This is a genomic window from Vibrio sp. OPT24, from assembly GCF_015163545.1.
Lineage (GTDB): Bacteria > Pseudomonadota > Gammaproteobacteria > Enterobacterales > Vibrionaceae > Vibrio > Vibrio cyclitrophicus.
In genome coordinates, this window is record NZ_JADDYI010000053.1 from 638054 (window position 1) to 651383 (window position 13330).

9 protein-coding genes are annotated in these 13330 nt (G+C 43.9%); 4 read left to right on the forward strand and 5 right to left on the reverse strand.

Annotation, left to right across the window (positions count from 1 at the left end):
* Positions 1 to 166: 166 nt before the first annotated feature.
* Positions 167 to 2251, reverse strand: coding sequence for a DEAD/DEAH box helicase (locus tag IQO02_RS16635; protein WP_081275272.1), 2085 nt, complete (start codon positions 2249 to 2251; stop codon positions 167 to 169).
* A 308-nt stretch (positions 2252 to 2559) separates the two neighbouring features.
* On the opposite strand from IQO02_RS16635, the gene rnb reads away from it, so the two are divergent.
* Positions 2560 to 4566, forward strand: a complete 2007-nt coding sequence (rnb, locus tag IQO02_RS16640; protein WP_102282437.1) for an exoribonuclease II — start codon at positions 2560 to 2562, stop codon at positions 4564 to 4566.
* 163 nt (positions 4567 to 4729) lie between these two features.
* Positions 4730 to 5560: a helix-turn-helix domain-containing protein gene (locus IQO02_RS16645; protein ID WP_010431023.1), complete on the forward strand. Its 831-nt coding sequence runs from the start codon at positions 4730 to 4732 to the stop codon at positions 5558 to 5560.
* Positions 5561 to 5655: 95 nt separating this feature from the next.
* On the opposite strand, the gene IQO02_RS16650 is transcribed toward IQO02_RS16645, so the two are convergent.
* Entirely contained in the window at positions 5656 to 6018 is a 363-nt protein-coding gene (locus IQO02_RS16650) for a DUF3024 domain-containing protein (protein WP_010431025.1), read from the reverse strand.
* A 306-nt stretch (positions 6019 to 6324) separates the two neighbouring features.
* On the opposite strand from IQO02_RS16650, the gene IQO02_RS16655 reads away from it, so the two are divergent.
* The gene (locus IQO02_RS16655; RefSeq protein WP_010431028.1) at positions 6325 to 7140 is read left to right on the forward strand and encodes a phosphate ABC transporter substrate-binding protein; all 816 of its coding nucleotides are present in this window, start codon (positions 6325 to 6327) and stop codon (positions 7138 to 7140) included.
* Positions 7141 to 7257: 117 nt separating this feature from the next.
* Here the strand turns inward: IQO02_RS16655 and IQO02_RS16660 are convergent, their stop codons facing one another.
* The 3 genes from IQO02_RS16660 to IQO02_RS16670 form a co-directional block, all read right to left on the reverse strand.
* Entirely contained in the window at positions 7258 to 7944 is a 687-nt protein-coding gene (locus IQO02_RS16660; RefSeq protein ID WP_010431031.1) for a MaoC family dehydratase, read from the reverse strand.
* 324 nt (positions 7945 to 8268) lie between these two features.
* Positions 8269 to 11421, reverse strand: coding sequence for an efflux RND transporter permease subunit (locus IQO02_RS16665; RefSeq protein ID WP_016799305.1), 3153 nt, complete (start codon positions 11419 to 11421; stop codon positions 8269 to 8271).
* Positions 11422 to 11432: 11 nt separating this feature from the next.
* Positions 11433 to 12572 carry an efflux RND transporter periplasmic adaptor subunit gene (locus IQO02_RS16670; RefSeq protein WP_010431037.1) on the reverse strand — a complete coding sequence of 380 codons (1140 nt, stop codon included), beginning with the start codon at positions 12570 to 12572 and terminating at the stop codon, positions 11433 to 11435.
* Positions 12573 to 12830: 258 nt separating this feature from the next.
* Here IQO02_RS16670 and IQO02_RS16675 point away from each other — a divergent pair, with 258 nt between their 5' ends.
* Entirely contained in the window at positions 12831 to 13274 is a 444-nt protein-coding gene (locus IQO02_RS16675; RefSeq protein ID WP_010431039.1) for a dCMP deaminase family protein, read from the forward strand.
* Positions 13275 to 13330 lie beyond the last annotated feature (56 nt).

A 13330-nucleotide genomic window follows, 5' to 3' on the forward strand; every position in this document is an offset into this window, starting at 1 on the left:
CCAACGGCCGTCATAGCTAACCATCTCATTCACATACCCCATTTGAGTACAAGGTGCACCCGCTATAACGAACGAGCACGCACAAAAAAGCCGAGCATTACGCTCGGCTTTTAAATTCAGTGTTTGGACTAAAGCATTTATGCTTAAAGTCTACGCTACAGGTTGATTAACCTTCGCTGCGCTCTGGACGACGACCACGGTTGCCGCCATTAGCGTTACCATGACCACGTTCGCCACGGAAGTTACCACGGTGATCGCCACCACGGTTACGGTCAAAGCGACGTTCGCCATCACGACCACCAGCAGAGTTACCATCACGTGCACCGTCACGGTTGCCACGGTAACCACCACGACCGCCATTGCCACCTTCACGGTTACCACCTTCGCGATTACCGCCTTCACGATTACCACGGTAGCCGCCGCCATCACGACCGCCACGACCGCCATCACGACCGCCACGGTTGCCATCACGACCACCGCCGCCACGACGAGGCTCACGGAAGTCATTGAAATCAACAACTACAGCGCCAGCTTCTTTTTGGCGAATACGAAGTTTGCTTAGCTTACCAGCAGTTTCAGAGTTCATTGCTTTTGGCAGTTGAACGTAAGTAGAACCTTGGTCAAGCTTGATAGCACCGATAGAACCTTTAGTTAGGCCAAGTTCGTTTGCTAGTGCGCCAACAATGTCTTTAACCTGAACACCTTGCTCACGGCCAACTTGTAATTGGTAAGTATCCCAATCTTGCGTATTGAAGTTGCGACCACCACCGTCACGGCCGTTATCACGATCTTCACGACGCTCTTTACGACGATTCTTATCACGCTCAATAGCAGCAATCATTGGGTCTTCGCCAACGTAGAATAGTGGGCTCTTACCTTGCTGACGTTTAAGAAGCATTGCAGCTAGAGTAGCAGCATCAACTTCTAGAGATTCTTGAAGAGTAGAGATAAGACCTGCAAAGTTTTCTAGTGCTTTGCTTTCTTTCTCTGTTTCAAGTTCAGCGCCAAGCTTAGCAACACGTGCAGCAGCAACTTGGTCACGTAGAGGAAGTTGGATTTCTTCCATAGATGACTTAGTCACGCGCTCGATAGTGCGAAGCATACGGATTTGGTTTGTGCGAACTAGTAGGATCGCTTTACCTTTACGTCCAGCACGGCCTGTACGACCAATACGGTGAATGTAAGATTCAACATCGAATGGGATGTCGTAGTTAAATACGTGAGTGATGCGTGGAACATCAAGACCACGAGCTACAACGTCAGTTGCAACTAGGATATCGATAACACCTTGTTTGATGTGATCAACAGTGCGCTCACGTAAAGACTGAGGAATATCACCGTGCAGTGCAGCAGCCTTGAAGCCACGTGCAGATAGCCAATCAGCTAGACGCTCAGTGTCTTGACGAGTACGTACGAATACGATTGACGCGTCAGTTTCTTCAGTTTCTAGAAGACGAGACATTGCTTCGTCTTTTTCTACGCCTTTAACAACCCAGAAATTCTGCGCTACTTTGTCAACTGTGTGGTTAGTACCAGCAACGTCAACTCGTGCAGGGTTACGTAGGTAACGGTCAACAATAGTCTTAACCATTGGAGGCATAGTTGCAGAGAAAAGTACACGTTGTGCAGTTTCTGGAGCTTGCTCAAGAATCCAAGTAACGTCATCTACAAAACCCATTTTCAGCATTTCATCTGCTTCATCAAGAACAAATGTGTGCGCTTCATCTAGGTGTAGACGGTCACGAGTTAGTAAATCTTTAACACGACCTGGAGTACCAACAACAATGTGAGCACCGCGGCTTAGAGCACGCATTTGGTCAACAATTGAAGCACCGCCATAGATTTCAAGAACTTTAAGACCGTTGATGTCACGACCTAAGTTTTTGATTTCTGCAGCAACTTGAATCGCTAGCTCACGAGTAGGAGCCATGATGATTGCTTGTGGTTTGTGTTGGTTCAGGTTGATTTTGTTAAGCAAAGGCAGAGAGAATGCTGCTGTTTTACCAGTACCAGTCTGTGCTTTACCTAGTGCGTCACGGCCTTCAAGAAGAAGAGGAATAGCTGCTGCTTGGATTGGAGTTGGAGAAACGAAACCCATGCTATCAAGAGCTGAAAGAATGTTATCGTTTAGGGCTAATTCATTAAATTGAATTACAGATTCGGACATTGGGATCCCACTATATATAAGTAAACAAAAGGTCCCGGGAGCTCTATCAATTCCAATACTGATCCAATCAGATACTGATTCCATTCAGAGTTACGAAGCAGTAATAAAACACTTCAAGCCATTAGGGACGTCTAAGGGAGGCGGATTATTCCCTAAATGCATAAAAAAAGCCAGAAAAAATTGAAATACATCACATATTTTTCGGTTTTACATCAATACTGGTTATCATATCGTCAAAACTTGATGAATATCTCGTCATCGAGTTTCTGCTACGTCGAATTGATAGAGTTAAATAAGTGGGCAATTAATTTCAGTCCACTTCGGCTTTAAGTAGTAATCAGCTCTCGCAATGATTATAGTGTGCTCAATTGCCCTCGTTAGATAAAAGTAAGATGTTTCAAGATAATCCTCTACTCGCTCAGCTAAAACAGCAAATCCAAGAAACCCTCCCTAAAAAGGAAGGTACGATCAAAGCCACTGAAAAAGGGTTTGGTTTTCTCGAAGTCGATAGCAAAACAAGCTTCTTCATTCCGCCTCCATATATGAAAAAATGTGTACACGGCGACAAAGTCATTGCAATCATTCGTACAGAGAAAGAACGCGAAGTAGCCGAACCAGAGGAATTGGTTGAACAAGGTCTTACTCGCTTCATCGCACGAGTGAAGCTTTTCAAAGGTCGATTGAACGTTGTTCCTGATCACCCGCAACTGAAAAAGCTGCAACTAAAAGCAAAAGCTAAGAAAGGCTTAAACCCTGAAACGCTAAAAGAAGGCGACTGGGTTGTCGCTCACATCGTTCAACACCCATTAAAAGGTGATAACGGTTTCTTAGCTCAGATCTCAGAGAAAATCACCGATGCCGATGACAAAATCGCGCCTTGGTGGGTAACGTTGGCACAAAACGACCTACCAAACAGCGAACCTGAAGGCATCGACAACTGGCAAATCAACGATGACGCAGATCTTGAACGCGTAGACATGACGCACGTACCTTTTGTGACCATTGATGGTGAAAGCACGAAAGATATGGACGATGCCCTTTACGCCAAGAAGAAAGAGAACGGTGATTTTGAACTGACTATCGCGATTGCTGATCCAACGGCTTACATCTCTCCAGATGATTCTATGGATAAAGTCGCTCGTGAACGTGGCTTCACGATTTACCTACCAGGTCGTAACATCCCAATGTTGCCTCGTGACTTGGCTGACAACTTATGTTCGCTAATAGAGAACGAAGTTCGCCCTGCACTTTGCTGCACAGTAACAGTGTCTAAAGACGGTGTTATCGGTGATGACATTAACTTCTTCTCTGCGAACATCAAATCTCACGCGCGTCTTGCTTACGATCACGTATCTGACTGGCTAGAAACAGGCACATCAGAGAAATGGCAGCCATCAGAAGAGATCGCTGTGATTGTTTCTGACCTTCACCAATTTGCACAAGCACGTTCAGCATGGCGCTCTACAAACGCTGTTGTGTTCCCAGACCGCCCTGACTACCGCTTTGAGCTTAGCGAAGATAACGATGTTGTCGCTATTCACGCAGACATGCGTCGCAGTGCAAACAAGTTAGTTGAAGAATCAATGATCAGCGCGAACATCTGTGCAGGCCGAGTACTAAAAGAAAGCTTTAACCAAGGTGTGTTTAACTGTCACTCTGGATTTAAAGCAGAGAAATTAGCAGATGTTCTAGAACTGGTTAATCCAGAAGCCGAAACACCATTTACAGAAGAGCAGATCGTTTCTCTAGAAGGCTTCGCAACTTTGCGTCGTTGGTTAGGTTCTTTAGACAACAGCTACTACGACAACCGTATTCGTAAATTCCAAGCGTACAGCGAGATCAGCAATGAACCTGCGCCACACTACGCTATGGGTTTAGACATTTACGCAACTTGGACTTCTCCAATTCGTAAATACGGTGACATGATTAACCACCGCATGCTTAAAGCACACATCCTAGGTAAAGCGCCAATTCAAACGCCAGATGAAACGATTGGTGATGAACTTGCTCTGCACCGTCGTCACCACGGTATGGCTGAACGTAATGTGGGCGATTGGTTGTATGCTCGCACTCTAGCAAACGCTCCGGCAAACGAAACTCGCTTCCAAGCTGAGATCTTCGATATTAACCGTGCTGGCATGCGTGTTCGCCTACTTGAGAATGGTGCTGCCGCGTTTATCCCTGGCTCTCTCATTATTGATAATAAAGAGAGAATCGAGTGCAACAGTGATTTGGGTACTGTATCTATCGATAAAGAAATGGTATACAAACTGGGAGACGTTTTAGAAGTAGTTCTCTCAGAAGTTAATCAGGAAAACCGTAACTTAGTAGCAAAGCCTACTCAAGTTTTTGCGGACTTGCCTAGCGAGCCTGAAACGACAAATGAAACCGAAGCTTAAGAGCTTTAAAGGTTAGGCTTGCAAGTTTAGTCTTTCAAGGTAAAAAGCTTCAAAGGTTCACTTCTAAAGGCGCTAATAAATAGCGCCTTTTTTGTAAATATCTCATGCTTAAACAATACTAAAACCAATAAGCAACTCGTTTACAACGTCAAAGAAGCGTACTATGTCATCGATTACAGTTACTCAATTCAGAAACTTTATTCCCAGGAAACGTGAACGTTACCCTGCCTCTAAAAACGGTATCTTCATCGTATCCAAAGGCAGCATCTCTTTTACGCTGCCTAATGGCAACGAGGCTTCGTTGCAAGCAGGCGATTTCACTCTTTACAATTCAGGACAGATTAAAGACGTCAATATAAATACTGAAAATGGTGAATTCAGTGCGACTTGTTTAGATTTTGATTTAACTATTTTTCAGAAGTTCATTAATCAGTTTAGTGATTTAGAATCCACCCGGATCCCAGATAAATACATTAAGTTCAACAAAACTGACACGGATATATGTCACTTAAAAGAACTCATCCTTTCCCTTGCTAATGCACCAACTCAAAACGACTATGCTCTCACCCAATTAGGTTTAAGCCTATTGTCGCTGATGGTAGAGCAATACCCGGCTTTACTCATGATTATCGCTCGTGCTTCTAGCTTGACCGTGACACAAAAGGTCATCCATTACATTGAACAGAACATAGAAAATAATATCTCTCTCGATACTCTAGCCAGTTATATGGGGATGTCACCAGCCACACTTAAACGCCGTTTATCGGCCGAAGACCTTTCCTTTTCAAATCTCTTGAAAATAAAGCGCATTGCCCATGCTGCTACTCAGCTCAGAACATCGAACAAATCGATTACTCAAATCGCTTACGAATCTGGATTTAAAAGCGCGGCACACTTCAGTACCGCTTTTAAAACCTATCATGGCAAGACTCCAAAAGACTTCCGTTCATTGATTACACAAGCACAGATGCAAAACATGAAGCCGCAAGTTTAGAAGGTTGAATAACATCATTATTGGGAGTATGAGGAAGAGTTCAGCTTTTGGTATCAAGTCGTTAGTGCGCCATTAGCGAGCATATAAGCAGATAGTTAGGACCAAAAGTACGATTTAGGATCTTTTTCTATTTCAGCCAGAATAGCATCAAGATCCTTTGATTTCGCGAGGTAAGGATAAGGCCCCCAATTTACAGAGTCACTTTCCGAATCATCCTCAAGCGGCACCGTGACCAACCAGCATGATAACGATTCATCAAAAGTCACACAGGCAATGTCGTTTGTATAATCACTGTGGGAAGAGTCAAGCAAATAATGCGCCTGAGAAAACAGCACACCGCCCTCACATGCTTCATAGAGGGATTTGCCTAGCTCCACAGGTAAACTGCGATTGCGAGAAGTACAGAGCCTTTCAGCCCCAATTAAAAGACGATTCAGTTCTATATGAATGACGGACATAACACCCCTTGCGACTTCCTAGAGCCCCCTAAGTAGCGAGTTCATTTACTTAGCTTAGAACTCAACAAACATTTTAGCGAATAAGCTCAAACAAAATACCCGTCTTGCTCTCATAAACAAAGCTACCTCCTATGAACCCATCAAACGGTTAGCGACAACGACAACTTATTTACACCAGGCTATCTTAAGCCAAGCTCGCTCTTATAAGCCCGCCTAGCCGTCATGCCGCACACGAATAGAATTTCACAAAAGTGTCATATAACCAACCTATGATATGCGACAAATGTTATTAACTAGGAGTTGTTTATGTTACGAGTCGCGCTAGCCTCTCTTTTATCCTTAGCCCTGTCTTCTCATGCTGCTTTTGCACAAGAAACCAATATTTCGGGCTCCACTTCTGTAGCGCGAGTTATGGATGTATTAGCAGAGGAGTACAACAAGACTCACCCTGACAACTATATTGCAGTTCAGGGTATTGGCTCTACAGCCGGGATTACGATGGTGAATAAAGGTGTATCTGAGATCGGTATGAGCTCACGCTACTTAACCAACCGTGAGCAGAACGAAAAATTGAAGGTGTTCCCAATCGCCTTTGACGGTCTAGCGGTTGTAACCAATCGTTCAAATGCTGTAAATAACGTTACCCGTGAGCAATTGTTTGATATCTACAAAGGCAAAATAACGAACTGGAAAGAAGTCGGCGGTGCAGATCAACCTATCGCGGTTGTAACTCGTGAAGCATCTTCCGGATCTCGTTATAGCTTCGAAAGCTTGCTTGGTTTAACTCAAATCATTAACGACCGTCTAGTGTCTGATATCAATCCAAATAACTTGGTTGTAAACAGTAATAGCATGGTAAAAACGATTGTTAACCATAACCCACATGCTATTGGTTTTATCTCTGTTGGTTCTATCGATCGTTCGATCAAAGCGATCACCTTTGAAGGCGTTGAGCCAACCTCAAAGAACATTGCTAACCACAGCTATGAATTGGCTCGCCCATTCTTATTACTACACAAATCAGACTCTGTTTCTGACGAGAGTAAAGATTTCATTAAATTCGTGAAGTCAAAACAAGGGCAAGATCTTATCGAAGAGTACGGTTATACACGTATTAAGTAACGACTCTTAGATAGAGTAAATGCGAGATATCGTATAAACAAAAAGAGAGAGCACTAAGCTCTCTCTTTTTTGAATCTATAATCTTTATTTAAGAGTTATACCACTTACAACAAAGTACTAAAAGTGCAGTTGGATTACCGAAACAATCACAGCACCAGGGCGACGAACACCTTCGATTTCTACACGAATTTCGCGTTCAATCTCTAAGCCTTTCTTAATTGGCGTCACTTTCGTTAGCGTACTTTTAGCGCGAACATTACTACCTGACTTTACAGGGTATGGAAAACGTACTTGGTTAAGACCAATGTTTACAACCATCTTCGCTGTTGGGAATTGAGATTTGTCCGGGTCAACACTGTCTGTCAATCGAGGAAGCAGCGATAACGTTAAAAAACCATGTGCGATGGTTGTTTTGAACGGAGAGTCTGTTTCAGCCTTAGAAGGTTCAGTATGAATCCATTGCATATCTTCAGTAACAAGGCCGAATTGATTAATACGGTCTTGACTAACATTGATCCAGTCACCAGTATGAATCACTTCACCAATCTGCTGTTTAAGCTCATCAAACACAAGTTGTGCTTCGGGCTTTAGCACGATTGGCTGCTCAATTGGCATCTCTGGTGCATCTTCGTTTACCGCTGGTTTGTGGTGATCACGAACCCACGCGAAAAAATGGCTGTTTTGCGTACGGTTTAGAAAGTCGCCCCAGTAATCTCTAAGAGCTGGAGACATCCATTGCATAAACTCTGAGTGTTGCGAAGACATGCTATCGCCTCGGTGTTTAAATAAATCAATGACTTTCATAAGAACCTCAATGCACAGAAAATTTCAATATAACTTCGTAATTTTGAAACACTTCACACTATTGTGCAAATGTTTTCGAGCATACACCCGTTAGCTGAACCTTGATATTTCCTTAATAAACAGAAACTTAATAATAAAACATCATTTTATTACAAAACCCAAATTAGAGCATTAGCTCTATCACATAGTAAACATTTGATTATATAAATAGCGTTTTTATTCACATGTGGAATAAAAAAGGCTTAGCGCAACACTAAGCCTTTTGTAGAAATGAGCTTACAAGGAGTTAATATCCAACGATTAACTCACAAGTAGTCAAATTCCTTACTCATCATCCAATGGCACTAACTTAGTATTACCACCGTGTGCCTTTTCACGCTTACGTTGCACGAATGCATAGAAGCCAGGGATTAGGAACGTACCGGCGAGTAGCACACATAACAGACCACCAATCAATGAAATACCCAGAGAGTTCTGACTTACATGACCTGCGCCCGCAGCGAAGATGAGTGGGAATATGCCAAGGATAAATGACCAAGAGGTCATGTTCACAGCGCGGAAACGCAATGTACCGCCCTTAACAGCCGCATCTTCGATTGATGCATCTTTCTCTTCACGTTCAACTTTCGCGAACTCCACAATCAAGATCGCGTTCTTCGCGGCCAAGGCTATCAAGAGTACCAAACCAATTTGTGCATAAAGGTTCAGTGGTGTACCGGTTAAATTCAGCGCTAAAAAGGAACCTAAGGTTGCGACAGGGACCACTAAGATAATCGCAATAGGTATTGTCCAACTCTCGTACTGAGCCACCATAAACAGGTAGATGAAGATCAGTGCCAGCACAAATGCAAAAATAGCTTGGTTGCCTGCCAGTACTTCTTGGTAAGCCATACCGGTCCATTCGTACTGATAACCCTGAGGTAAGACATCAGCGGCCACACGCTCCATTGCTGCAATCGCATCACCACTTGAATAGCCCGGTGCAGGTTGCCCTTGAATCACCGCACTGCGGTACATGTTGTAACGCCATGCTACATCAGGTTCGAAGATCTGATCGTAGGTCACCAAAGTGCTTAGCGGAATCATTTCACCGTTAGACGAGCGTACATGGAAACGTTGCAGGTCATCCATACTGCTACGGTGTTCGCTGTCAGCTTGCATGGTTACACGGAAATTCTTACCAAACATAGTGAAATCATTCACGTAAAGAGAACCAAGGTTACCTTGTAGCGTTTGGAAGATTTCCGACAACGGAATACCCAACTGCTGTGCTTTCTCACGGTCAATATCAACATAGTAGTGAGGCACGTTGGCACGGAATGTACTGAATGTGTGTGAAATCTCAGGCTGTTTCGTGGCCTCAGCAATCACGTCATTCATTACCATTGCCAAATCAGTGCGGCTTCGACCTAGTGTATCTTCAAGAACAAACTCAAAACCAGATGCTGCACCCATGCCAGGTACCGCAGGAGGCCCCATAGCAAAAACAATCGCTTGAGGTAATTCAGTTGCTGCTCGGCCATTAATACGACGAGAAATAGCAGAAGCTGAGTGCTCACCCTCTAATGCGTTGCGCATATCCCAATCGTGAAGCTTGATAAATAACGACGCACCATTTGACGCTGAAGCACCCGTCATGAACGCGTAACCATTAACCAGAGTCACACCATCAACACCCGGCTCTTGCTCTACCATCTCGAGTAATTGCTCTGTCACGTCTTCAGTACGAGATAACGATGCCGCATCCGGTAGTTGTACGTTAACTAGCAAAATACCTTTATCTTCTTGAGGTACGAACGCTGTAGACGTCGTCTTCGCAAAGTAAGTAACGGCAGCCAATGCAACAACAAAGAAGGTAAATAGCAGAACACCCTTTTTCACAAGGAAGCCAGCGATTTGACCATATTTGTTAGTCACATTTTCTAAACCACGGTTAAACGCTTGGTACCAACGTGCCGTGTTACCCCCCCCCTGCTTAAGGACCAGCGAACACAGTGCAGGAGAAAGCGTTAGTGCGTTAATAGAAGAGATAACAACCGCAATACATATAGTCAGAGCGAATTGACGGTACATGATACCAGTGATACCTGGCAGCATAGCTACAGGTATGAAAACGGCTAACAGAACCAAGGTTGAAGTTACGATAGGACCGGTTACTTCCTTCATCGCAATCAGTGTGGCTTTACGTGGGGAGATCGTCGGATCTTTGGCCATGGTAGTATCAACGTTTTCGATAACCAAGATCGCATCATCTACTACGATACCGATCGCTAAGATCAAACCAAACAACGTCACGGTGTTGATAGTAAAGCCTGTCATCTGCATGATCGCAAAAGTACCAATCAGAGATACCGGAATCGCAACCACTGGAATCAACGTCGCACGGGCACTACCTAAGAATAGGTAAGTCACCGCGATTACCAACAAAATAGCTTCGATTAGCGTCTTAACTACCCCTTTTATCGATTCAGCAACGAAGACCGTGGTGTCATAACTCGCTTCATAAGCAACGCCTTCAGGGAAGTTTTTGCTTAAATTGTCCAGCATTGCCATTACCGCCTTACCACTTTCCAACGCATTTGCATCAGATTGTAGAGAAAGCGTTACGATTGAAGCATCTTGACCTCGGTATTTACCGTTGCCGTCGTAGAACTTTTTACCCAGTTCAACACGTGCAACATCTTTTAGGTAAATACTTGAACCATCTTGATTTGCTCGTAGAACAACGTTTTCAAATTCATCAGCCGTTTCTAATCGGCCTTTTGTTACCAAGTTGAACTGAACTTCCTGCGGGTTACTGTAAGGTGCAGCACCAATTCGTCCAGCAGCCACTTGAACGTTCTGTTCAGCCAACGCGCCATAAACATCTGATGTAGTTAAATTTAGGTTAGCCATTTTCTCAGGGTCTAACCAAACACGCATCGAATATTCACCACCACCCAACACGTTCACTTCACTAATTCCCGACACACGAGCCAATTGGTCTTTAATGTTTAAGTTTACGTAGTTAATTAGGAACTGATCGTCGTACTCACCGTTTGGCGAGTAGAAGTTCAATACCATCAACAAGTCAGGTGAACGTTTCTTAACTGTTACACCCACCATTCTTACTTCTTGGGGAAGTTTCGATTCGATTTGGGCAACTCGGTTCTGAACGTTGACCTGAGCCATATCGGCATCAGTACCCACGTCAAAGGTCACGTTAAGGTTGTACGAACCATCATTAGCACTTTTAGAAGACATATAGATCATATCTTCTACGCCGTTAACCGACGTTTCTATGGGGTCGGCTATAGCCTGTTCTACAACTTCAGCACTTGCACCTGTGTAGTATGCTGACACGCTAACAGAAGGTGGGCTAATTTTTGGATATTCAGCCACAGGCAAGATAGCGAGAGAAATCGCACCTGCCAGCGTCAATATAATGGATATTACAAGGGCAAACTTAGGCCTTTGAATAAAGAAACGACTTAACATAACTACGCCCCTTACTCGGCTTGTTCAGCAGCAGAAGGCTGGATGCGAACAGACATACCATTACGCACACGCTGCAAGCCCTGAGTGATGACCGCGTCGCCTTTCTCTAGTCCAGAGTGAACGATTACACCACCTTCAACCTGTCGACCCATTTCGATATTTCTACGCTCAGCCACAGGGGTTGCTTCGCCTTCGACCAACACCATTACAAAGTCACCTTCTAAGTCGGTTTGAACCGCACGACGAGGAATAGTCACAACATCAATAGATTGTTTATCACGAAGATCAACACGAACGTGCTGTCCTGGAAGCAATTGTTGTGCTGGGTTATCAGCAATGGCACGCATTGCGATCGTACCGGTATTCAGGTTAATTCGGTTACCTAAGAAGTCGAGCTGGCCTAGGTGTTCAAATACTTCACCACTTTCCAACACAATCTCAACTTCAACACGCGCAGAGTCGCTGCTGCCATCACCTTCAATACGATCCATGCCTAGCTCAATACGCTCACGTTCACTAATACTAAATGAAGCATGGATTGGGTCTAAACTAACCAAGGTAGTCAGTACACCCGAAGACGGTGAAACCAGATCACCTTTACTCACTTTAGTGTCACTGATTCTTCCAGAAAAAGGCGCAACGATTTTGGTATGCGAAAGCTGAACGTTAGCTGCATTTAACTGAGCGTGGCTCGCTTCAAGTTGCGCTTGAGAACCTAATAAAGAAGCGGTCAATGCATCAAATTCAGATTGAGAAATACTGCCTTTCGGAAGTAGGTTTTTACCTCGGTTGAAATCAAGCTCGGCTTTTTTAAGGTTGGCATTCGCTTGAGCAACAGACGCTTTTGCACTTGCTACTTCAGCTTCAAATGAAGAAGGTTCGATTGAGTAAAGCAATTGACCTTTTTCGACCATTTGGCCTTCTTTGAAATGACGGCTTTGTAAATAACCAGAAACCTGCGCTGTGATCGCCGTGTCTTCAACGGCTTCAATACGACCGATATACGACTTACTTTGCTGGTGAGAAATAACACTAACATCCTGTACAGCTACGAGAGGTAAAGGCGCCTGGTTGGTATTTTGGGCGTCTTGCCCGCACCCAGCAAGAAAAAGAGAGCTTGCAAGAGCCGTAAGGATTAACTTTTTACGCATGGTTATACCGTCACTTATGAGAAATTGAACAGCATAAAAGTTACGTAACACAAATGCCTAAAATGTCCGAGGAATATCAATTATTACTTGAAATGTGTTTCAACGTGTAACACGAAACCTGATGCTTATAAAACACTTACAAACAAGTAACAATTTTACCCCAAATCACCCTTCCCACTTTTATCAACTAGGTATATTGACTAACATCATGTATCTTCGTACATAAGCATTCATATTTAATTACTTAAGGTAATTCACATGATTTCAAAATGGGCTAAACGTTTCTATCAAATGGCCGAGTTGGTTGGTTCTTGGAGTAAGGACCCATCAACACAAGTTGGTGCGGTAATTACTAAACATAACCGCATTGTCTCGGTGGGCTTTAATGGCTATCCTCATGGCGTATCTGACAGTGCTGATACTGATGATCGTGAAATGAAGTACCTCAAAACTCTGCATGCCGAAGAGAACGCAATTCTATTCGCCAAGCGTGATTTAGATAGCTGCGAAATTTGGGTGACTCACTTCCCTTGTCCTAACTGTGCTGCAAAGATCATCCAAACGGGTATCTCTGCCGTTCATTGCCCAGAACAAAGTGAGGACTTCCTTTCTCGTTGGGGAGACAAGATCAAAGTAAGCCAAGATATGTTTGAGCAAGCTGGTGTAACCGTCGATTGGTTACCACTCGCTGATTTAGACTAACTTCAGTAGGTGATCTGAAGTCGCGATCTCTACAAGCAAACTGCCCTGATAAGTAC

What these genes read in the sequence shown, in the direction of transcription:
- IQO02_RS16665 (WP_016799305.1), bottom strand. Translation starts at nt 11,421, where the DNA reads ATGTTAAGTCGTTTCTTTATTCAAAGGCCTAAGTTTGCCCTTGTAATA.
- IQO02_RS16655 (WP_010431028.1), top strand. Translation starts at nt 6,325, where the DNA reads ATGTTACGAGTCGCGCTAGCCTCTCTTTTATCCTTAGCCCTGTCTTCT.
- IQO02_RS16650 (WP_010431025.1), bottom strand. Translation starts at nt 6,018, where the DNA reads ATGTCCGTCATTCATATAGAACTGAATCGTCTTTTAATTGGGGCTGAA.
- IQO02_RS16645 (WP_010431023.1), top strand. Translation starts at nt 4,730, where the DNA reads ATGTCATCGATTACAGTTACTCAATTCAGAAACTTTATTCCCAGGAAA.
- IQO02_RS16675 (WP_010431039.1), top strand. Translation starts at nt 12,831, where the DNA reads ATGATTTCAAAATGGGCTAAACGTTTCTATCAAATGGCCGAGTTGGTT.
- IQO02_RS16635 (WP_081275272.1), bottom strand. Translation starts at nt 2,251, where the DNA reads ATGGAATCAGTATCTGATTGGATCAGTATTGGAATTGATAGAGCTCCC.
- rnb (WP_102282437.1), top strand. Translation starts at nt 2,560, where the DNA reads ATGTTTCAAGATAATCCTCTACTCGCTCAGCTAAAACAGCAAATCCAA.
- IQO02_RS16660 (WP_010431031.1), bottom strand. Translation starts at nt 7,944, where the DNA reads ATGAAAGTCATTGATTTATTTAAACACCGAGGCGATAGCATGTCTTCG.
- IQO02_RS16670 (WP_010431037.1), bottom strand. Translation starts at nt 12,572, where the DNA reads ATGCGTAAAAAGTTAATCCTTACGGCTCTTGCAAGCTCTCTTTTTCTT.